Raw genomic sequence first — 23,519 nt, forward strand, 5'->3', positions numbered from 1 at the left:
GGTTTACAGAATGCAAAGATAACGATTAAAGTAAATTTATATTGTGCCTCACTTCAAAATAATAAGTTTGCCGGATTTTTCGAGGTGTACACCCCGATTATCCAAAAGTTTCACGCTATATACGTATAAACCTTGCGGAAGGTTACTTCCATAATCATTCGAGCCATCCCAACGTGCGGTAAAAAACTTATTATCGCCGTTGTCAATAGCGGCTTTAAGAGTTCGCACCGGCCTGCCCTGACTATCAAATATTGTAATAATTACATCGAGCGGAGCCAGCGTTTGATTGTGTTCTATATAAAAATCGGTGTATGAAATAAACGGGTTAGGGAAATTATAAATTTTACCCAGCTCCAGTTTAGACGCATCGGCAACAATAAATTCCGTAAAGGCTTCAGAAGTATTACCCAATAAATCAGATGCGCGCAACCTTATTTTATGCCTTCCGGACGAGAGGCTGAAAAATGGGAATGCAAGTGTTCCGCCGGTCCATGTATCAGCAGAGGGACGATAATAATCATTTAAAACAATCGTACTTTCATATCGTTCATCAAGAACGGCCGTGATATCCCTTCCCAGACCGGTGCCGTAAGCATCAATACCATTCGTATCATACAAACCTGCCAAAAGAACAGGGCTGTCGCCGGTAATATCGCCCGACTTAAATCCCGTATTGTCCAAAAACAACGTTATATCGGGACCTGCATTATCGGCATTTGCGATGCTGTCGTGGAAAAAACTAAGTTTTTCATAAACTCCACGGGCATCGCGTCCCGCAGATTTTGCATAATAACTAATCCGTGCATTACCGCTTCCAAATGAAATTCCTTCGGGCACAACAAAAGTGAAGCTAAATGCACCGTTTACAACACTGATACGTCCTTTATAAAGAATTTTATTTTGAATTTTGAACCACTGGTGCGAACTCCAGGGGTCATTGGCAAGGGTTAAATAATTGCACGGGATGTCAAATACCGTGGGGTAAACATAGCCATTGAAATTGGTTACTGCTGCCCCCGAATAATCCATGATGGCACCATGAACCGTAATTTGATGACCTGACAAAAGCGAATCCGGAATACTGTCTGTTGCATTTCCGTCAATCATTGTTGTTGCGACTTTTAAATCGGGATACGCCAATCGTAAAGCAGGGTCGCCCAAAAGCATAAAATTTTGCATGTAAACACCGGGGCCGCATGCACGTTTTGCATCCTTAATGGCATCGCCCATTCGCGGGAAATTGCCATCAGTGCTGTTAAGGGCGCTTTTAATTATTTTGCGGTTGATTACTTCGTTGGAATGCGCATAAGCAACACGGGTAGTAGAAAAAAGTGCAATCCCGCCTCCATGCGGATTCAGCAAAATGAATTCGCCTGCCGAACGCCGCAGTGGGTTGTCGAAACGGCTGAACTCGCAGGTTGCCGTTATAAAAGCCGGCAGGTTGTAGCGATTGTTCCACTCTCCTATCTCGGGAATAGAAAGTACATTTTCGGATGCCCAGCCCGATTCGCTGCCATGACCGGTGTAATTCACAATAAGCGCACCTTTGTCAATACGGTTATGGATGGCAGCATTTACATCCGGATAACGGGCTCCCGACGGTGTATTCTCCTGTTTAAAGGCATCCAGATATATTTTATCAAAATTAAAATCATCAGAAACGGAATCAGCCGCGCCAATAAGTCCTTCGGCCTGCGAAAGGTGAAGATTGTTATCTTCGTCGTCAGCTACAAAACAAATAGTATTTCGCCAGTCGCTATAATTGGAAACCGGCGTCGGCAATGTAAAAGGCGGTGCATCATCGGGCGAAAGATCAACCTGACTGTCGTATGATAATATTTTATCAACAAGCATTTTTGCTTCACTCAAAGATTCGGTAGGCAAACGGCCGATTCCGATATCAACATCGCCGGTTACATTAGGTCCTTCACCCGGTTCAAGCAATCCAAAATAATCATCTGAAACAAAAGAAGCCGTAGGCACTGTAGAGTTGATAGTTTGGTAAGTAGGAATAAAATTGGTGTTTCCCGGCAAGCGGTTTTTCATATCATAAGAGCCATCGCCAAACAATAAAAGATATTTGGGCGCTGAAACGGAATCGCCGTCGGCGCGGTCGTAGAACATGCGAACAAAGTCACGGATTGCGGAAACATCCTGCATTCCCGACGAAAATTCATTGTATATCTGCTCAGGAGTTACAACCACAGCAGTTAATCCGTCAGTATTGCGGTGATATTCGGCCAGTATATTCGCCTGCGCAAGAAAATCGGGATGGCTTACTACAATGAGATCGGCCTGCGGCATTCCATGCAGGTTCTGATTGGCGATTTTCCCGAGCAGCATCGGAGAGTAAAACAAACTTCCATCGAAGGCTACAAACTGCTGCAATGAATCGGTGTATGCTTTAAAAACGGCTTCATTGCCGATTGGTGAATAAGATATTTCTGCTGCATTGGCGGCATTCGTAACATTCCAGACACGAAGTCCCGACTGAAATCCGTTAAGCCGAAATTCTGACACCGGCACAATCCCGGTATTGACTCTGCGAAAAGCAAGTTGCCCCCCGGTAAAGTTAAGTGCTTTCAAGCAATTAATCTCAACAAAATCGAGCCATCCGAGCGAGGCATCATCCGGTTTCTGGTACGACAGGCTTATTGCAGCCAGGGAGGTATCCGGTTTGCAAGAAAAAATAAAATCAGCACTATGGGCGTATTCGGAGTTCAGATTAGGGTCAACACCGGCAATCATAGCCTGAACCGTTGTGTCATAGGCTGTGCATGTAAACAATGAGTTCACCATAGAGCGGGCCATCAGACTCAGCCTTATCTTTACCTTTGAGGTATCAACAATACCGGGAACACTGAAATTTAAATTTAATACCGTATCCTCGGCAAAACATTCGCCAAGCCAAAGCCTTCCCGATTTGAGAAGATTCACGGAATCGAGTTCATGCACATCATAGTAATTAAATGTGCTGACGGTGTCAGTTGCAGCAATTCCGACTGCCGGACAGGCAGCAACTCTTTTTCCGGCCTGTGTGCCCGCAGTGATAAAATAATCGGAGACATCAGAATAATCGTGACGCGTATGAGTAAATACGGTTTTGACCGAATCGTATTTCCAAAGCTCCGTTCCTTCCGCATAAAAAATAAAATAATCGGATGGACTGTTAAAACTGCCATCGCCCCCGTCATAAACGGAAATGGCAATTTCGTTCAGGGAATCTGCCTGATAATTACCATTCAGCTCGGGAAGCATCGCTCCTCCGTTTCCAAACAGTCGAATTTTATCCGAACTCGCCGGAAGCGCCATGCCCAGGCTTTGCAAGTCAGAATATGAAACTTTATAAATGCCGGTTCTAGGAATGGAGATTTTAAACCAATCGCCCGAAGCAAAGAGTGAAGTTGTGGCCCAAGTCCGTTTCAGAGTTATGGAAGATCCGGGCGTGCCCTTAATCGGCTGAGTCTGCGAAAAGAGCGCCACAGGGATTAATATAAGCAATACATTAAGTATGGTTTTCCCGTACTTCATAGGGTAGATTTGACAGTTCAAAAGTAGTAAAAATTGTAACGGGTTCAAGCACCGGATGCGTTGGCTACTTCAAGATTACTAACTTCTCAATTTTATCTGCATACGTGCCGTCGTTTCCGCGAACGCTAAGTTTATATATATACACACCTTTGCCAATCGGGTCACCAAAATCGTCAGTGCCATCCCAGGGTATGGGATCGGCTCTGAAACCGTTTGTCTGAACAGCAGCGTTGATTGTCTTTATCAGCTTTCCGCTGATGGTAAATATCTGTATCTGCACACTCAGACCGCAACAGGGCTGATTGTGTTCAAACCAAAATTCAGTATAGGTAGTAAAAGGATTCGGATAATTTAAAACGTGGCTCAATGCCAGACTGGCCGATTCTGCCACAACAAAATCGAGGCTTGATTCGGAAGAATTATTGAACACATCCCACGCTTTAAAATTTAATGAATGCGAGCCCACGGCAAGCTTTGAGAAAGGATATCTGACCCGTCCACTTTTGTATGTATTCAGGTCGGCCTCGTAATAATCGTTTAATACGACTGTTTTATCGGTGTTTTCGTCGAGCACGGCAGATACATCATGCCCAATGCCGGTGCCCACCGTATTGATGCCGCTCGAATCGCTGACAATCGCTAACAGTAATGGATTCGGGTCGGTTAATCCGCCTGACACAAACCGTTCGTTGTTCATATACAAGTGTATCGACGGACCGCCATTATCAGTATTGGTAAAACTTTCTGTTCCGCCAATAATAAACTGTTCAAAATTACCATTGGCATCAGTGGTACCATTTTGAGAATAATAACTGATTCTGCCTTTTCCAAAATTGTATGCAATATCTTTCGGTACGATGAAACTAAAGGTAAAATCGCCGTTTACCACGCTCGATTTACCCTTGTAAATATTATTCTTCTGCATGAAAAAATTTATCGGAGAACCGGCATCATTTCCTCTTGAAGTTACTTTGAGGCGCTTATCCATCACCGTAGGATAAATAATCCCGTTAAAATCAGTTTTTTTGTTGCCTGCGTTATCTTCTACGTAGCCCGTTACCGTTACTTTGGCCATTGCTTTAATGGTATCTGTTCCACCAACCGGATGTGTGTTTATTGTTGACGTTATTACATTGAATTCGGGGTAGGCCAGTCTCATAGCAGGATCGCCCAGCAGCACAAAATTGCTGATTACAGATGCGCATGAATAATCATTCTTTGATTTTCTTACCACGTCGCCCATGGCAGGATATTTTCCGCTTGTTTTTTTAAGGACATTACTAAAAAATATGGTATTAAGGTCTGCATTTGAACCTGAAAATGCGAGGCGTGTTGTTGTGAAAAGTGCGATAGCGCCACCGTTCGGATTCAGGTACGTATATTCGCCGGCAGCAGAACGCCCGGGGTCGTCAAAGCGGCTGAATTCGCAGGTTGCAGTAACAAAAAGTGGCATATTGTAAATATTGCTCCATTTGTTAATATCGGCAATACCCAATACCTGTTCGTGCGCCCAGCCGATTTCGCCTCCATGCCCGATATAATTAATAATCAGTGCACCCTTATCCACACGCTGATTGATAGCCGTTTCAACATCAGGGTAGCGTTGCCCGCCCGGAGTTGACTCTTGAACATAGGCATCAAAATATATTTTATCCAGGTTGTAATTGGGGTAAACAGTATCAATATTTTCAGCAATTTTATCTGATTCTTCAAGGAAATGCTCGCCAGATTTATCCGAATCATCGGCCACAAAGCAAATCACATTGCGCCAGTCGCCCAGATTTGAAACGCCGGTCGAATAGCCCGAACACACAGGAGTCTGCGTTGCAAGGTCGCGACGGGCCGTATAACGGTACAATTTATCAACGCAGTTGCGGGCTTCTTCCAAATCCTTCACCGGCATACGGCCGATACCAATATCGAGCCGTCCGCCATAGGAACCCGATTCGGTGTCATCCAAAAAGCCATAATAATCATCCGTAAGATAGGACGCCGTTGGTTCAAGAGAATTCCAACTTTCGAATGTCGGAACAAAATTGGTATTGCCTGAAATACGGTCAAGATAATCAAAGGAACCATCGCCAAAAAGCAACAGATATTTTGGCAACAATGCCGTATTAGAACCGGCACGGTCGTAAAACATTTTCATCAAATCTTTAATTGCGGTTATGTCCTGAATCCCCGAAGAAAATTCATTATAAACCAAATCAACGGGAATAACGGCCACTGTCATATTTTCAAGGTCAGCGTGCAACTGTGCAATCCTGTTTGCTTCGCTCTCAAACGCGGGATAGGTTATTATAACCATATCGTACTGCCCCAGACCATGCAAATTTTGATTTGCCATAGCCGTTCCATCTTCAATCGTATTAAATCCGCTGCCATCATGGGCTACAAATTCGTGCAGGCTATCGGTATTTACACGGAATGAATACGTATTACCGGCCATGCTACCATTTATAATTTTAGGATTCACAAAATCCGAAACATCCCAGACTTCAATATTGGACGGCGCATCGGAAATTGAAAATTCACTGACACCTTTTCCGATGGAAGCAGCACTTCTGAAATCCATTTGACCAATAGTAAAACTCAGATTGCGAAGTACATTAATTTCAAAATAATTGAGCCAGCCAAGGGGTGTGGTTGAGCCGCCTTTATAAAAATCGAGTCTCAAATTAAGTGAAGACGTTGCCGGAACAGAAATCGTATCGTCGGCAACAAGCGCGTAGGCAGATGTATAATCGGGAGAGGCAGCCGGAATGAGCTGCGTTAATGCCAGACTCCCGTTGGCATACAATTTAAAATTAGTTGAAATACCCACACCACGTCCGGCTACATTTGAACGAATCAGCATTCTGGAGCCTGCGGCCAAATTGGAAAAACCATAGTTGAACGAATAGGATGTTTTCACATCAAATGCTTCTCCATACCATTCCCGTCCCGATTTTATCAGATTGAGCGAATCCTTTTCGTGAAAGTCAAAATCATTGAATGTATGGACATAATAATTAGGGGATTGCGATAAAGAAGGAATCGTAGTGATTCGCTTTCCGGCACCAAGGCTCGGTGTAATAAAATACACTGCTTTTTGTGAATATTTATTAATCTGGTGCCTGAACTCATTGCCTGTGCCACTGTAATTCCAGGTTGCGGTTCCTTTTGCATAAAATAATATATAATCGTTCGGGCCGAAATTTCCGTCGCCTTCACCTGCCACATAGATAGCATTTTCAGCCAGGTCATCAAAGCGGGGGGCGGCATTGCTTTCAGGAAGCATCTGACCGCCATTACCGTATATCCGAATGTTCCGCGGATCAATTCCCGACACATCCATACCCATTTTTTGGAGGTCATTGTATGTAATTTTATAGATGCCGTTGGCCGACACTTTAAACTTAAACCAGCTGCCATTTTTAAGTACAGAAGCGGATGCGTAAACACGTGATTTTTTTTGTGTAAACGGAGCGGGTGTTTTTGACGGTCCAATCTGCAAACGGAATGATACGAGTTTCTCAAGCGTGCCGTTTGCCGGATTCAGGCGTAATGGAATGAATTTTACCACCGTATGCGCCTTTTTCTTTTCATATACAACTTCTGTTGAAACAGCAATCGTTGATTGAATTGAAGCCGTTTTATTCATCACCGACAATTCTTCGGCACTTAAAGGTTTAAAAACAGCATCTGAAATAGCTGCTTCAGGCAAAAAGCCGCCTGACTGCCCCGGCAGTTCCTGAAAAAACCACGGAAGACCGGAGTCATCGGCATACACAGCTCCTTCAAAATTCAGAAAGCTTGCGGCAGAAATTTCCGAGATGGTGATTGTTCGTGGCGATTTCCAAACAATCGTCTGCATCTTGGCATCTTGCCCGGAAGCAATAATGCCTGAAAACAGCAAGCAGGCAAAAACTATTATGAAAGGTCGTAACTTCATTAATCAAGGATTTGCATTACAAGGTATTTATGGCAAAAGTATAAAACAGCAGCCAAAAGAAACGGTAATAATTAAATAATTAGTAATATTTTGTAACATTCGGACGTTTTTAAAGTATAAACTGAAAAAAATCTTATTTTTGTAGCGCATAGAAAATATAATAATATTATCTTTGCTAAACAGAAGTAAGCAAGTAACGGAAATTTGAATAGCATATTGTTTTAGGGAAGCTGATATTTTACAGAAAAAAAGATGCCATCAGCCAATTAAAATAATATTTTGGCGTTATAAAAAAACATCTTTATGAGAAAATCATACATACGGGCGTTACCACTAATCTTACTCCTGCTTGCAGGGAAGCTGACGTTTGCTCAGGATCCGCATTTTTCGCAATACTATGCGAATCCGTTGTATCTGAACCCGGCTTTTGCAGGCACGTCAATGTGTCCACGCCTCATCATGAATTTCAGAGATCAATGGCCGAAGATATCGGGTACGTACGTAACCTATAATGCTTCTTATGACCAGCACATTGAGAAAATATCCGGCGGTATCGGCTTTTTACTGAATACAGACCGTGCCGGAGAAGGCGTATTGAACACCACCACTTTTTCAGCCATGTACTCCTACCGTCTCGAGATAAGCCGCTCATTCTCCATGAAAGCAGCCCTTGAAGCGACATATTTCCAAAAACATTTAGACTGGGAAAAGCTGACGTTCCCCGATCAGATTAACAACAGACAGGGATTCGTTTATAATACCAATGAAGTTCAACCCGGAACGCTTGTAAAACGCAACGTCGATTTTAGCGCCGGTGTGCTTGGTTATGGCGAAAACTTTTTTGCAGGTTTTGCCGTTCACCATCTTACCAAGCCCGACGAAGGCTTTATCAGCCTGAGCCGCATACCGAGAAAATTCACCGTTCATGCAGGCGGTGTTATCAACCTTGTTAAAAAGATTCGTCGCAGACATAATTACGACAGTCCTACCATTTCTCCGAATATTTTATTCATGCAACAGCAAAATTTCCAGCAAATAAATTATGGCGTGTATTTCAACCGTTTCCCGTTTGTAGGTGGAATCTGGTTCCGTCAGAATTTCAAAAATGCTGATGCATTCATTTTTATGGCAGGTATTCAGGCAAGTATGTTCAAACTCGGTTACAGTTATGACCTCACCGTGTCGAAACTGACAAATGCTACCGGGGGCGCACACGAAGTTTCGTTTGCACTTCAGTTTAACTGCAAACCCGAAAGAAAGAAGGCCCGTGCAATAAACTGCCCGTCCTTTTAGTTATTAATTATTGAACCAGGAAATCATAATACAACTATGAAATATAGCGGAATAATAAGAAATCTGGCACTGTTCGCGGGTGCTGTCATGATCTTCTCCTCCTGCAAAAAAGAAGCATCAAGCACTACCGGCTGGGAGTATAACAATCCTAAGAACGGTGGTTTTGAAGTTGTACCTTACGAAGAGCAGGAAACCGGACCCGGTCTTGTACTGGTTGAAGGCGGAACGTTTGTGATGGGTCGCACAGAACAGGATGTGATGTACGAATGGGACAACATCCCCAGAAGGGTAACCGTTTCCTCATTCTATCTTGACCAGACCGAAGTTCGCAACCTTGACTATTGCGAATACCTGTATTGGTTAAAGAGGGTTTTCGGCGTTGACTATCCTGAAGTATATAATAAAAGTGTTCCCGATACACTGGTATGGCGCGAGCGTCTGGCTTATAACGAGCCGATGGTTGAGTATTACCTGCGTCACCCGTCATACCGCGAATATCCAGTTGTTGGTGTTAGCTGGGTTCAGGCCACTGACTATTGCGCTTGGCGTACCGACCGCGTAAATGAATATATTCTTGTCAGGGAAGGCATCCTGAAAATGGACCCGAACCAGCAGAACGAAGAAAACTTCAACACAGATGCTTATTTAGCAGGACAATATGAAGGTGTTGTGAAAAACGACCTTTATGATATTAACCCCAATGGTACCGGAACGCGTAAAGTACGGATGGAAGATGGAATTCTTTTGCCGCGCTATCGCCTCCCGACTGAAGCCGAATGGGAATTTGCAGCACTTGGTCTGATTGGTAATACCATTTACGAACGTATTCTTGAGAGAAGAATTTATCCGTGGAACGGACATATTCTCCGGAACGACCGTTCTAACAACCTTGGCGAATTTACAGGTAACTTTGTAAGAGGCCGCGGAGACTATATGGGTGTTGCAGGCAACCTCAACGATGCTGCCGATATTACAGCTCCCGTTTACGCATACTGGCCCAATGATTATGGACTCTATGGCATGGGCGGCAACGCTGCCGAATGGGTAATGGATGTTTACAGACCATTAAGTCTTGAAGATTTTTCCGAGTTCAGACCATTCAGGGGTAATCAATTCCAGACTCAGGTTCGCGATGTTGACGGACTGCTGGAAGATAAAGACAGCCTTGGCCGTATTAAAATGCGCGATGTTACCGTTGAAGAATCGGCAAACAGACGCAACTACAGACAATCGGACAACAGAAACTATATCGACGGCGATTATACAACAACCATTAACACCGCCGGTGACTGGACAACTGTTGACGAAAATGAAGCTACCAATCCTGTTTATGACTATGGCAATCATTCTATGATTAATGATAAAGCCAGAGTTTACAAAGGTGGCAGCTGGAGAGACCGCGCATACTGGCTCAGCCCAGGTACCCGCAGGTATCTTGACGAAAACCAAAAAACTGATTTTATAGGCTTTAGATGTGCCATGACCAGGGTAGGTAGTCCTGTCGGCAATTACTAAAATCTGAATACAACATATTTAAACCCCATTTAGCAATAGATGGGGTTTTCTTTTAAGTTCCCTTAATATGACGATTGAAAACCTGTATCACGTTTACCTTAGCCATCCCACAGTATGCACCGATACCCGCAGTATCGAAAAGGGATGCCTGTTCTTCTGCCTTCGCGGCGATACGTTCGACGGCAACACATTTGCAACCAAAGCCCTTGAACAAGGCGCTGCCTTTGTAATTACCGAAGACGCGACACTCACCGGCGAAGGATTTATCCATACCCCTAATGCCCTGCTGACACTGCAGCAACTCGCCCTTCATCACCGAATGCAGTTGAATATACCCGTACTTGGCATTACGGGCACCAACGGAAAAACTACCACCAAAGAACTTGTGAAAGCTGTTCTTGAGCGTAAATTCAAGGTAAGCGCTACCGTTGGGAATCTCAATAACCATATCGGTGTTCCGTTAAGCCTGCTGCGTATACACCCTGACACTGAAATTGCAATTATAGAAATGGGCGCCAACCACCCCGGCGAGATTGCGGAACTATGCACACTGGCAGATCCTAATTTCGGGATTATCACAAATATTGGTAAAGCACACCTTGAAGGCTTCGGCAGCTTCGAAAATATTATCCGGACGAAAGAAGCCCTATATATATATGTAAGAAATCACGACGGTATTTTGTTCGTGAACGAGCAGAATGAGCTATTGATTGGGTTATCGGAAAACTGTGAACGTATTACTTACGGAACAGGCGAAGATGCTGCCTACCGGGGTTCAATTATTGATTCAAACCCTGTTCTCAAAATACAGTGGGATGAATATGAAATTAACACCCGGATGACCGGAAAATACAATTTTGAGAACATCATGTCGGCCATCGCTGTGGGATGCTTTTTCGGTGTGCCGGAAACGGAAATAGTGTCGGCATTAGAAGAATATGCACCTTCAAACAGCCGTTCGCAATTGCTGAAAACGGCTACCAATTTTGTGATTCTCGACGCCTACAATGCCAATCCTACAAGTATGGAAGCGGCACTGGAAAACTTTAATGCCATGGACGGAATCCGGAAGGCATTACTGCTCGGAGATATGCTGGAACTGGGCGAAACCAGAGAAGCAGAACACCGCGGCATTTTAAACATCGTTGCCAACATGAATGTTGACCTTGTATTGCTCACCGGACCGGTATTCAGTGCTGTATGTGAGCATAAAGAATGGCATTGTTTTGCAAATTCTGATGATACCTTTGTCTGGTTACAGACACACCCTATAAGCGGCTATTCGGTATTGGTAAAAGGCTCGCGCGGAATACGGCTCGAAAAGGCCGTTCCGGCATTATAATAATATTCCATGGAACAGCTTTACCACGTTATAGGAATCATGTCGGGCACATCGCTTGATGGAGTTGATTTGGCGTACTGTGAATTCCGCTGCAACGAAAACAGATGGCATTACGCAATTATAGAAGCCGTGACCTGCCCTTACCCTTTGGGATGGCCGGAAAAATTACGACAGCTGGAAACCGGCAGTGCATTGGATCTGGCAAAGACTCACAACGAACTTGGAAGGCTGTATGGCTCAATGGTGGCATCATTCATTGAAACACACCGGCTCAAACCATTGTTTATTGCCTCTCACGGGCATACGATTTTTCATCAGCCCGGAAATGGGTTTACCACTCAAATTGGCGACGGAGCTGCCATTGCTGCAAAGTGCGGCTTGCCGGTTATCAATGATTTCAGAAGCATGGATGTTGCATTGGGCGGACAGGGCGCACCTCTGGTTCCAATGGGCGACCGACTTCTGTTCTCAGATTTTGATTATTGCCTGAATATAGGCGGTTTTGCAAATATATCATATGAAAAATCAGGCAAACGGCTGGCTTATGATGTGTGCCCGGCAAACATAGTATTGAATGAACTTGCCCAGTCATCGGGTAAAGCATATGACAACGACGGCAACATTGCAAGGCAGGGCCGCATCGACGAAAAGCTGCTGAATGCATTGAATGGGCTGAACTATTATAAAATATCACCACCAAAATCACTTGGACGGGAATGGCTTTGTGCTGAGTTTTTGCCCATGCTGCACGAATCAAAGCGCAGGCTTGAAGATAATATGGCGACCGTTGTTGAGCATATTGCAACCCAAATAGGTGCAGCCGTGACCGGGAATAGCAACGGAAAGCTGCTGTTAACGGGAGGCGGAGCATACAATAATTTTCTGGTAGAACGAATACGGTTTCATAGCAATGCACAAATTATCGTACCCGATGCTCTCACTGTTGAATTTAAGGAAGCACTTATCTTTGCATTTCTGGGAGTGCTGCGATGGCGCAATGAAAATAACGGCCTGAGCTCGGTTACCGGCGCCAGAGCAGACAGTTGCGGAGGAGCGGTATATTCAGGTAATAGGTAATAAGTAATAAGTAATAGGTAATAGGTAACAATTCAACAAGCCTGTCCGCCTATGGCGGAGCAATTTGAAAATAAATAGAATTGTAGAAAAAATAATTGAAAATGGATAACATCATTGAGATACTTGAGCGTACTTATTTGGGAAATACCGTTGAGACCTATTTATGGTTTGTCGGAATCCTTATTCTGGGTGCTTCGTTCACTCATTTGCTGAGCAAGCTTATCAGCCGGTTATTGTACCGATTTTTCAGGAAACAGGCGGCTGAAATTGGCGTACAGAAATTCTTTCACCTTATTAAAAAGCCGATGCGGCTGTTTATTATATTGATTTTTGTGTATCTGGCCTGTGACCGCATTGAATTTCCTCAAAACTGGCATCTGTTGCCGCGCAGCGAATTTGGATTGCGTATGGTGCTCATCAGTATTTATGAGATAACGCTGATTTCATCTATTATCTGGTTGTGTCTCAGGGTGGTTGATTTTTCAGGAATGATATTCATGAAAAAGGCAGAAAAAGAGGATAATAAACTCAACGACCAGCTCATTCCGTTTGCCGTGGATATATTGAAAATTCTGGTGGTGATTCTGGGTATTTTTGTGATTCTTGGCTCGGTGTTTATGATTAATATCGGCTCTTTAATTGCCGGTCTGGGTATCGGAGGACTGGCGGTTGCGCTGGCCGCCAAAGAAACACTGGAGAACCTGTTCGGGTCTTTCGCCATATTTCTTGATAAACCCTTTATGGTGGGCGATTTGGTTAAGGTTGGCAACTTCACGGGTACGGTAGAAAAAATAGGATTCAGAAGTACACGCCTGCGCACACTCGATAAAACCTATATGTCTATCCCCAACAAAAAAATGATTGACTCCGAACTCGACAATATTACCCAGCGAAGCATGCAAAGAGTTATGGAGCCGCTGTATTTTGCGCCTTCAACTCCCCGCGATACCATCAAAACCATGATAGCGGAGCTGGAAAAAGCCATTTCTGCCCATCCAAAGGTTGGAGATACCAATATCAAATTCGATAAAATTGAAAACAATACTATTAAAATGATGGTGCTTTACTTTATTCAATCTACCGAATGGGATGTTTATGTAGAAGTGAAGCAGGCTGTGAACTTCGATATTCTGGAAATTGTGCGCCGTAACAAGGCGGAGCTTGCCGCACCCATGCTTGCTATCGGGAAATAATTTGAATATAATAGTGTTGTGGCACAACATTATTTCACCTTTGCCGTATAAGGTCAGTTAATTTTTGAACTTTTGTAATACGGCATGAAAAAGCATTTATATTTGCGCCCTGACAAAAAAATACCATGTTCAGACTCTGTTATACAAACAACGGCTACATCCTTCATCTCCTGCGTGCTTCAGGTAACTCGAGCTGTCCGTAATTCAGATTTTCCTGTTCAAATTTCAATTAAGGAAGATAACAAATAACTATTTTCGTTATAATCATTTTTAATGCAGGCAAAAACACATAACGCACTTTCCAAACTCAGCTTCGCCGGATTCATCATTACCCTTGGTATTGTTTATGGCGACCTGGGAACGTCACCGCTGTATGTGCTGCGCGCCATTGTTTCGAACTCCACTGTTATCACACCTACACTTATTTATGGCGGATTGTCGTGCATCTTCTGGACGCTGACCTTCCAGTCAACGGTAAAATACATCATTGTAACTATTCGTGCCGATAATAAAGGTGAGGGCGGCATATTTGCCTTGTATGCCCTTATCAGAAAACGGGCACGCTGGGCCTTTGTCTTTGCAATTATAGGCGGCGCCACGCTTCTTGCCGATGGTATCATTACTCCTGCAATTACAGTAGTTTCTGCCGTTGAAGGTCTGGATATGGTCAGGTCTAATATTCCTACCGTGCCCATTGCACTGGGCATCATCTGCTTTTTATTCCTGATACAAAAATTCGGCACCGACCTGCTCGGAAAATCCTTTGGTCCGATTATGCTTATATGGTTCACAATGCTGGGGGTGCTTGGCTTATCGCATATTGTAGATTTCCCGGTGATTCTCAAAGCCGTGAATCCTTATTACGCCTATAAATTATTATCGGCCTACCCAAGCGGTTTCTTGTTGTTGGGAGCCGTATTTCTGTGTACCACAGGGGCCGAAGCACTGTATTCCGACCTTGGTCATTGCGGTATAAAGAATATCAGGGCAACCTGGATTTTTGTTAAAACCACCCTTATCCTGAATTACTTCGGACAGGGTGCCTGGCTGCTTACGCATAACATTCCGGATATTCATGCGGTGAATCCATTTTACGCCATCATGCCTCAATGGTTCCTGATACCGGGGATATGCGTGGCAACAGCAGCGGCTGTTATAGCCAGTCAGGCACTTATCAGCGGTTCATTCTCCATCATCAATGAGGCTATATTGCTGAACTTCTGGCCGAAATTTAAAATAAAATATCCGACACCAATAAAAGGACAACTTTATATACCGACGATAAACTCGTTTCTATGGGTATCGTGCATGCTCGTTATTATTTTCTTTCAGAAATCGAGCAATATGGAGGCCGCTTACGGACTTTCCATCACCATTACAATGCTTATGACGACCTGCCTGCTGGCCGTATATTTTCTGCAGCATAAGATTCCGAAATACATCACGGTTCCGTTTATTGCCACCTATCTGATTATAGAAGGTTCGTTTCTGCTGGCCAATCTGAACAAGTTCATTCACGGAGGTTGGGTAACGGTAGTAATAGCAGGCATTCTGCTCTTCATAATGTATGTATGGTACAAAGGCCGTATGCTGAAAAACCGTTTTATTGAATTCATCAAAATAGCGCCTTACGCGGATATCCTGAAGGATTTGAAAATAGACGAAACCGTTCCGAAATACGCCACGAATCTTGTGTATCTCACGCGTGCCGATAAAACAACGGAAGTAGAATCAAAGATTATTACATCCATCATTAACAAGCAACCCAAACGTGCCGACCTTTACTGGCTGATACATATAGACATTCTGGATGAGCCGCGCACCATGGAATACAAGATTACACACATTATACCTGATACACTGATAAAAGTTGATTTCAGGCTCGGATTTAAAGTGCAGCCCAGGATTAATTTATTCTTTAAGCAGGTAATTGATGAAATGATTGCTCATCATGAAGTTGACCTTGTTTCCAATTATCCATCGCTTAAAAAGCATGGTATCATGGGCGATTTCCGCTATATCATCATTGACCGCATACAGAATTACGACTTTGATTTCCCATGGTTCGACCAGTTTATCATGGATGTCTATACCATACTTAAAAATATAGGCATCACTGAAGTGCGCGCTTACGGACTCGACACCAGCAATATTATTGTTGAAAAGGTAGCACTTTCGCTGCCCCGCACGGGCAAAGTGAACCTGAGAAGAGCCAAATGCTGAGATTAGACATACGATAAAAGACGAAAGATAACAGACAAATGTGACTTCTTCGTCTATCTTTTGAAAACAAAAACGCGAATATTGCGTTAGCACTTTCAGAACAATCCTATACATTTGCTATACAGAAAAAAGTAATTGTTCATGAACAACATGGATGATATTATTTTTGATAAACGGAATAAAGCTTACGGAGCCTATGCGCTTCGTAAAGCCTATAACCGCGTTGTCGGAATATCCATCCTGGTCTGCAGTATAACATTTATAGTAATTATTCTCGGCATTTTTCTGCGATATCTGCTCCTGAGTGAAACGATATATTCCATGAGAGGATATGCAGGAGGAAAAGGAGATACGAGTCTGGTGGTTCAATACAATGAAAATTCCGGTCCGCCGCCCCAGTCCATTCCGCAGGATGAGCGCAATACCATTCCGGTTGTTGTTGACAGCAGTAAAATAACCAAGCAAACTACCACTACCCTGTTTAACGATAATCCCGGAGATACCACCGGTAAAGGAAACGGAAGTTCAAACGGTAACGGTAACGGCGGCGGCGATGGTCAGATTTATTTATTTGCAGAACAGCCGCCATCATACCCCGGAGGAGAAAAAGAGCGGATGAGTTTTTTGCAAAGGAACATTATGTATCCAGCGGCGGCAAGAAAAAATAAAATTCAGGGATCTGTATACGTTTCTTTTGTTGTTGAGCGAAACGGAAGCCTGTCAAATATAAAAATCCTGAAAGGAATTGGCTCGGGATGCGACGAAGAAGCCGTGCGCGTGCTGAAACTCATGCCCGCATGGATACCGGGAGTACAGAACGGAAATACCGTACGGGTGCAGGTTATAATACCTCTCACGTTTGTATTGAGTGCCAAAACCTGAGGCACTTCCCCGACCAGAACGTTTAACCAATAACAATAAACTGAGCATTCACAGAGTTTATATTAACAGCGGTGTGTTAAAAAAAAGAAATAGCGCGCAAACCCACTACTTTTGGAATACCTAATTTTAACGACTAAATGAAAAATCTATGTTAGGGATATTATTGCAGATTACACAGCCGGGAAGCGTAGCACAGGATACTGTAGCCAATGCTATTAACCAACCCCAGGTAACAGCGCCAAAAGTGGAAGCCATGTCGTTGCTCGATGTTATATCGAAAGGCGGTATCATTATGATTCCGATCTTGCTGCTTTCGATCATTGCCATTTACATTTTTATCTCGCGCTACATTACCATCCGCAAAGCAGGAAAAGACGAGAGTAGTTTCATGAATAACATCCGTGACCTGATACACGAAGGGCGCGTTGATTCGGCACTTTCAGTTTGCCGTAATACACAGAAACCCATTGCACGCATGATAGAAAAAGGACTGATGCGTCTTGGCAGACCGTTGAAAGAGATTGGCGAATCGGTTGAGATTGTCGGTAAATTCGAAGTATATAAACTGGAAAAAAATCTTGTTATACTTGCCGTTGTTGCCGGTATTGCACCGATGTTTGGTTTTATCGGAACCATACTCGGGGTTATCAAGATATTCTATGATATATCACTGGCGGGCGATGTAAGTATTTCGAGTGTATCCGCAGGTCTTTATACCAAAATGGTTTCGAGTGCAGGCGGGCTTATTGTAGGCATTATTGCATTTGTGTTTTATCATTGGTTAAACATCATGGTTGACAAAGCCGTTCACAAAATGGAATACAACGCCATGGAGTTTATTGATCTGTTGCAGGAGCCTTCGAAATAATACATATTCACGATGCCGGAAGTGAATACGTTCATCGCCGGCAAGGCATAATTAAAAGAAATTACAATGAATCTGAGGCGCAAAAAAAATATTACAGCAGAGGTCAGTACTTCTTCAATGAATGACATCATGTTCTTTCTGATGTTGTTTTTTCTGATTATGTCCACCCTGCTTAACCCCAGTGTTATTAAGCTATCGCTTCCAAATTCAAAGCATTCTCAGGCAATACGGACAAAAGAAATTCAAATTAGTGTAACCAAAGACCTGGCATATTACGTAAACAATAAGCCAATTGCCTTTGACCAGATTGAAAACTCTTTGAAAGCAGAATTGCAGAAATCAACGGATGCCACTGTTGTCCTGCGTTGCGACAATACGCTTCCGATACAGGAATTGGTGAATTTGCTTGAAATCGGGAATAAACTTCAGATACGAATGATTCTCGCAACAAAAACAACCAATGGCACAACAAATTAACATCGAACAGCGGAAATACAACATCATAGCGGTGGTGGGAACAATGCTGGTGCATTCGTTGCTATTCCTGCTGTGTTATTTCATCTTTTTCTACACTCCTATTCCACCCTGGCCCGAAGGCGGCGGTGGCGGCGGACTTGGAATCGAAGTGAACCTCGGAACTTCCGAAACAGGTTTTGGCGATATACAGACAGACAATATCTCCATGCCTGATTTCACTCCTTCTTCGAGTAATAATAATGTCCTTACGCAAGACAACGATGCAACAAGCGCGATTAACGAAAGTAAGGACAATAACAATAAAGATATAAATCAGGCCGCCATTTATAAAGGAAAGAAAGACGGTGGCAGTCAGGGTGAAAAAGGCGGCACAGGCGATCAGGGTAAAAAAGACGGGAATAAAAACTCTTCGAATTATAATGGCAAAGGTACCGGCGGTACCGGCGGCGGCACAGGGGGTGGTAACGGTACAGGCAACGGACCCGGCGACGGTCCGGGCGATGGACCCGGCAAGGGAAAAGGTGTTTCCTTTTCGCTGAACGGACGCTCTGTAAAAAGTCTTCCCAAACCGGTTTATAATTCTAAAGAAGAAGGCACCGTAGTTGTTTCTATATGGGTAGATAAAAAAGGAAAAGTGACCAAGGCAGTTGCCGGAGGGCGCGGAACCACTACCACCAACACATCCTTATGGAAACTTGCGACAGATGCCGCGCTCAAAGCCACTTTTGATGTTAAGGCCGATGCTCCGGAAGAACAGAAAGGAACCATCACCTACAATTTCATCAACCTCAATTGAGCCGTTACAGCGAAATAATTGATTTCCTGTTCAAACAGCTTCCTATGTTTCAACACATAGGGGCAGGTGCGTATAAACCCGGACTGGAAACCACCTACCGGATGTGCGAACAGCTGGGCAATCCACAAGAAAAATTCAAATCGATACACATAGCAGGTACTAACGGCAAAGGAAGCTGCTCACATTTGCTTGCATCAATACTTCAGGAAAAAGGCTATAAAACAGGACTGTTCACCTCACCACATCTCAAAGACTTCAGAGAGCGGATTAAAGTGAACGGGAGTATGATTGGCAAAAACGAAGTAGTATCCTTCATGAAGAATTACGAGAAGGAATACGCAGTCTTTAAACCTTCATTTTTTGAATTAACCTTCTGCATGGCCATGCAGCATTTCCGTAATAAGAATGTTGATATTGCCATTATAGAAACGGGAATGGGCGGGCGTCTTGACTCGACGAATATACTGAACCCGATATTAGGAATTATCACCAACATCAGTTACGATCACATGATGTTTCTGGGCGATACGCTTGCCAAAATAGCAGCAGAAAAAGCAGGCATCATGAAACCCGGAATGCCGGTTATTATTGGTGAAACACAGAAAGAAACAAAAAGAGTTTTTTTAGCGAAGGCAAAAGCGACCTCCGGTGAACTGGTTTTTGCCGACACCTGTTACGAGGCGCTGAAGCGTGAAAGCTTTGTAGGCAAAGGGCTTGATATGATTGTTGTCTCAAAGCAAACCGGCGAAGCACTTCAATTAAGCTGTCCACTTGGAGGATATTATCAGCTTAAAAATGTTCAGACGGTGCTCGCGGCAGTAGCCGAATTGAATAAAGCAGGGCTACGTCTCAGCGAAACGGCCATACAGTATGGTTTCCGTAAGGTAATACGGAATACGGGATTTAAAGGCCGCTGGCAGGTACTCTCGCGGAAGCCGCTCACAGTCTGCGATACGGCACACAACGAAGCCGGCATACGGTACATTGCCGAACAACTTGCTGCCACGCCCTGTAATAAACTGCATATCGTTTTCGGCATGCTCGAAGATAAAGACAGCACAAAAATTTTAAAATTACTTCCACCCCGCGCGACCTACTATTTCTGCCGCCCTTCCATTCCACGCGGACGCGATGCTGAGATGCTGAGAAAGCAGGCTTTGGCAGCAGGACTCAACGGAAAAGCATATGAGACGGTGAATATGGCACTTTCAGCCGCCAGGCAACATTCGGGTGAAGATGACCTGATATTTGTCGGAGGAAGCACATTCGTTGTTGCAGAAGTCGTTTGATAAATAAAAAATAATGACTAATAATCTGTATTTTTACCATTGAATATCATAATATCCGCTTGCTGATGCTCACGATATTTGTCGCCAATCATACGAACAGAATCGACTATACATTCAGGCTTATTTTCAAAGACCTGCTTGATATTGATTTCTGCATCACATCAAACAAAGAGGAATTTGCCGCAAATACGGGACATAAATTTTCATACGGCACACATAAAATAAGCGATGAAGTTTTCTTTAAATCATCGGGATTGCTTGAATCAACGGGAATACAGGAATTAGATACTGAAGTTTCAACCTATAAAAACACGGCAGTACTATTTCCTTTATACGATGCAAGCTCGGCCTTGCCGTTCGATCCTTTTGCTGCAGCTTTTTATATGGCAACGCGCTATGAAGAATATCTTCCTTACAAGGCAGACAAGCTGGGGCGTTTTGAAGCTGCTGCCGGAATTGCCCATCAGCAAGGCTTTCTGCAACTACCTGTTGTAAATTTATGGGCTGCAATTATTCGCGACACGCTGAAAAACAACTATCCTGAAATTCCCGGTCCGCATCGTAAATTCAGATTTGTACCTACCTATGATATTGATATCGCCTACTCATACCTTTATAAAGGAAATACGCGCAGTATGGCCGCCGCAGCAAAGGATTTACTCAAAGGGAACTTCCGGAACCTGAAAGAGCGCTACGATGTACTCCAGGGTAATAAAGCAGATCCTTACGACAGTTATGAATTCATGTTTGAACTGCAGGAGCAATACGGTCTCTGTGCCAATTATTTCATACATGCGGGTACATGGGGAAAATATGACAAAAGCATTGCGCCTGAAACAGAGCCATACGCTTCCCTGCTTCGAAAAATAAACAGCCTTGCCGAAATCGGCATTCATCCGTCATGGCAATCCACAGAAAAGCCGGAGCTTATTAAACAAGAAATTATACGGATTGAAGGTGTCATCGGAGAACCCATTACACAAGCGCGACAGCATTTTATTAAGTTGAAATTCCCGGACACCTACAGGAACTTCATCGCTGCCGGCATCATCGATGATTATTCCATGGGATTTGCATCAGACATAGGTTTCAGAGCAGGACTATGCTCATCGTTTTTCTTCTATGACCTGGTGGAAGAAAGGGAAACAAAACTGAGGATACATCCCTTTGCCATTATGGAAGGCAGCATGAAAGATTACCTGAATATTTCTGCCGCCGAAGCGCTGCCCGTAATCGAAAAAATCATGAAACAAGTTGCTGCCGTAGGCGGAACTTTTATCACCATCTTTCATAATGAATCTCTTGGAACCTCAGCAAAATGGGCCGGCTGGAGAAATGTGTATCGTGAAATGACCGAAATGGCAAACAGTCTTTCGTAAAAAAATAAAACAACCATAAACTTTTGATTCGTTACATCGAACATAGTGCCCTCGACAAACGTAAATGGGATTGCTGCATTGAAAACGCCGCAATGAGCCCGGCCTATGCGTTGTCGTGGTATCTTGATATTGCCTGCGAACAGTGGGACGCACTTGTGGAAGATGATTATTCAGCAGTAATGCCGCTGCCCTGGCGCAAAAAAGGAGGTATAAAATATATTTATCCGCCTTACTTCATTCAACAACTCGGCATTTTTTCAACCGCTACGGTTGGTTCGGCGAAAACAGCTGCGTTTCTCAATGCTATTCCGGAATCCTTCAAATATGCCGAAATAAACCTGAACAGCACGAATGCTGTGAGTGAACTTACACTTTCATATACAAGGCGAACGAATACTGAGCTTCAATTAAACACACCCTTCGAAAAAATAAAATCGGGATATTCGGATAACCTGAAACGCAACTTACGCAAAGCCGTAACTTCCGGAAACGACCTAACCGATGCTGTAATTCCAGAAGCGCTTGTAACCCTTTTTAAGCATAACAAAGGTGCCGAGCTCAACAAATTCAGTGAACAGGACTACGCCGTACTCACTCACTTAATGAAGGAAAGCATCAAGCGTGGTGCAGGATTTATTACGGGTGTTTGTGATGATAAAAACACTTTGATTGCCGGCGCTTTTTTTATTCAAACCGGTCAACGAATCATTTTTCTGTTCAGCGGTGCAGGCGCAGAAGCAAAAGAGAACGCAGCCATACCACAGCTTTTAAATAATCAAATCGCTGCTTATGCTGACAGGCAGATGCTTTTGGATTTTGAAGGTTCGGATAATAAAAATCTCGCGCGGTTTTATAAGAGCTTCGGCTCTGAAGAAACGTATTATCATCGCGTTATAATTGACCGGCTCCCAAAAATTGCAAAATATGTAATAAAATGGCGTCGTATGCTGAAAAAAAATTAATTTAGCAGAACATAAAATCGAATGACATGGTCAATGTGCTTGGTGAAAAAACTTCGGTCTTGAACCAGTATATCTCTGAAATAAGAGATGTGGATGTTCAGAAAGACCCTCTTCGGTTCAGAAGAAATTGTGAACGCATAGGTGAAGTTTTCGGCTATGAAATCAGCAAACTTCTTGAATACGAAAAAAAGGAAATCATCACACCTTTGGGCGTAGCAGAAATGCCTGTTATAAAAAACTATCCGGTGCTTGCAACCATACTTCGTGCAGGCTTGCCGCTTCATCAGGGGCTGCTCAATGTTTTTGACAGGTCAGATAATGCATTTATTTCAGCCTACAGGCTGCATTATCCCGACGGACAGTTTGACGTCAAAGTAGAGTATGTTTCCAGTCCTGATCTTACAAATCGCACACTGATATTGTGTGACCCGATGCTTGCCACCGGTTCATCACTGGTGCTGACCTATAAGGAACTTCTTTCAAAAGGCAAACCGCTTCATACCCACATAGTCACAATTATTGCCAGTGTTCAGGGTGTTGAATACCTTAAAAAGCACTTACCGGCAGCAGACGTTACCCTCTGGGCAGGTGCTGTTGATGATGAACTCACGGCTCAGGCCTATATCGTACCCGGTTTGGGCGATGCCGGCGATCTGGCTTTCGGTGTAAAACTGTAATTGCATTGCAGTTTCCATTGTACTTATTCAAAATACGTGCGCTGAATGAATATTTGGCTGGCTGATAAATTGCATCATTTT

At 43.6% G+C, this 23,519-nt stretch carries 16 protein-coding genes; 14 read left to right on the forward strand and 2 right to left on the reverse strand.

Features of this window, described 5'->3' with window-relative positions; all coding sequences use genetic code 11:
* Window positions 1-48: 48 nt before the first annotated feature.
* Entirely contained in the window at window positions 49-3,531 is a 3,483-nt protein-coding gene (gene porU, locus WCM76_03935; GenBank protein MEI6764766.1) for a type IX secretion system sortase PorU, read from the reverse strand.
* Window positions 3,532-3,595: 64 nt separating this feature from the next.
* Complete coding sequence (porU, locus tag WCM76_03940) at window positions 3,596-7,465, reverse strand: type IX secretion system sortase PorU (GenBank protein ID MEI6764767.1); 3,870 nt, start codon at window positions 7,463-7,465, stop codon at window positions 3,596-3,598.
* A 303-nt stretch (window positions 7,466-7,768) separates the two neighbouring features.
* Between porU (WCM76_03940) and WCM76_03945 the strand changes: the two genes are divergently transcribed.
* The 14 genes from WCM76_03945 to upp all read left to right on the forward strand — a co-directional run bounded on the left by WCM76_03945 (window position 7,769) and on the right by upp (window position 23,438).
* On the forward strand, window positions 7,769-8,758 hold the full coding sequence (locus WCM76_03945; protein MEI6764768.1) for a type IX secretion system membrane protein PorP/SprF: 990 nt from the start codon (window positions 7,769-7,771) through the stop codon (window positions 8,756-8,758).
* Window positions 8,759-8,794: 36 nt separating this feature from the next.
* Window positions 8,795-10,273 carry an SUMF1/EgtB/PvdO family nonheme iron enzyme gene (locus WCM76_03950; GenBank protein MEI6764769.1) on the forward strand — a complete coding sequence of 493 codons (1,479 nt, stop codon included), beginning with the start codon at window positions 8,795-8,797 and terminating at the stop codon, window positions 10,271-10,273.
* 67 nt (window positions 10,274-10,340) lie between these two features.
* The gene (murF, locus tag WCM76_03955; protein ID MEI6764770.1) at window positions 10,341-11,615 is read left to right on the forward strand and encodes a UDP-N-acetylmuramoyl-tripeptide--D-alanyl-D-alanine ligase; all 1,275 of its coding nucleotides are present in this window, start codon (window positions 10,341-10,343) and stop codon (window positions 11,613-11,615) included.
* A 9-nt stretch (window positions 11,616-11,624) separates the two neighbouring features.
* Window positions 11,625-12,692: an anhydro-N-acetylmuramic acid kinase gene (locus tag WCM76_03960; protein MEI6764771.1), complete on the forward strand. Its 1,068-nt coding sequence runs from the start codon at window positions 11,625-11,627 to the stop codon at window positions 12,690-12,692.
* A gap of 101 nt (window positions 12,693-12,793) precedes the next feature.
* The gene (locus WCM76_03965) at window positions 12,794-13,885 is read left to right on the forward strand and encodes a mechanosensitive ion channel family protein (protein MEI6764772.1); all 1,092 of its coding nucleotides are present in this window, start codon (window positions 12,794-12,796) and stop codon (window positions 13,883-13,885) included.
* A gap of 273 nt (window positions 13,886-14,158) precedes the next feature.
* Window positions 14,159-16,108 carry a KUP/HAK/KT family potassium transporter gene (locus WCM76_03970; GenBank protein ID MEI6764773.1) on the forward strand — a complete coding sequence of 650 codons (1,950 nt, stop codon included), beginning with the start codon at window positions 14,159-14,161 and terminating at the stop codon, window positions 16,106-16,108.
* A gap of 141 nt (window positions 16,109-16,249) precedes the next feature.
* A complete protein-coding gene (locus WCM76_03975) occupies window positions 16,250-16,990 on the forward strand; it encodes an energy transducer TonB (GenBank protein ID MEI6764774.1) in 741 nt (246 codons plus the stop codon).
* Between the two features lie 148 nt (window positions 16,991-17,138).
* A complete protein-coding gene (locus WCM76_03980) occupies window positions 17,139-17,858 on the forward strand; it encodes a MotA/TolQ/ExbB proton channel family protein (protein ID MEI6764775.1) in 720 nt (239 codons plus the stop codon).
* 66 nt (window positions 17,859-17,924) lie between these two features.
* Window positions 17,925-18,335, forward strand: coding sequence for a biopolymer transporter ExbD (locus WCM76_03985; GenBank protein ID MEI6764776.1), 411 nt, complete (start codon window positions 17,925-17,927; stop codon window positions 18,333-18,335).
* Complete coding sequence (locus tag WCM76_03990; protein ID MEI6764777.1) at window positions 18,319-19,131, forward strand: hypothetical protein; 813 nt, start codon at window positions 18,319-18,321, stop codon at window positions 19,129-19,131. The genes WCM76_03985 and WCM76_03990 overlap by 17 nt, the downstream gene beginning before the upstream one ends.
* Window positions 19,132-19,175: 44 nt before the next feature.
* Complete coding sequence (locus WCM76_03995; protein MEI6764778.1) at window positions 19,176-20,420, forward strand: folylpolyglutamate synthase/dihydrofolate synthase family protein; 1,245 nt, start codon at window positions 19,176-19,178, stop codon at window positions 20,418-20,420.
* A gap of 65 nt (window positions 20,421-20,485) precedes the next feature.
* Complete coding sequence (locus WCM76_04000; protein MEI6764779.1) at window positions 20,486-21,799, forward strand: polysaccharide deacetylase family protein; 1,314 nt, start codon at window positions 20,486-20,488, stop codon at window positions 21,797-21,799.
* Window positions 21,800-21,822: 23 nt separating this feature from the next.
* A complete protein-coding gene (locus tag WCM76_04005; GenBank protein ID MEI6764780.1) occupies window positions 21,823-22,761 on the forward strand; it encodes a hypothetical protein in 939 nt (312 codons plus the stop codon).
* A gap of 26 nt (window positions 22,762-22,787) precedes the next feature.
* Complete coding sequence (gene upp / locus WCM76_04010; protein ID MEI6764781.1) at window positions 22,788-23,438, forward strand: uracil phosphoribosyltransferase; 651 nt, start codon at window positions 22,788-22,790, stop codon at window positions 23,436-23,438.
* Window positions 23,439-23,519 lie beyond the last annotated feature (81 nt).

This window comes from Bacteroidota bacterium, from assembly GCA_037133915.1.
GTDB lineage: Bacteria > Bacteroidota > Bacteroidia > Bacteroidales > CAIWKO01 > JBAXND01.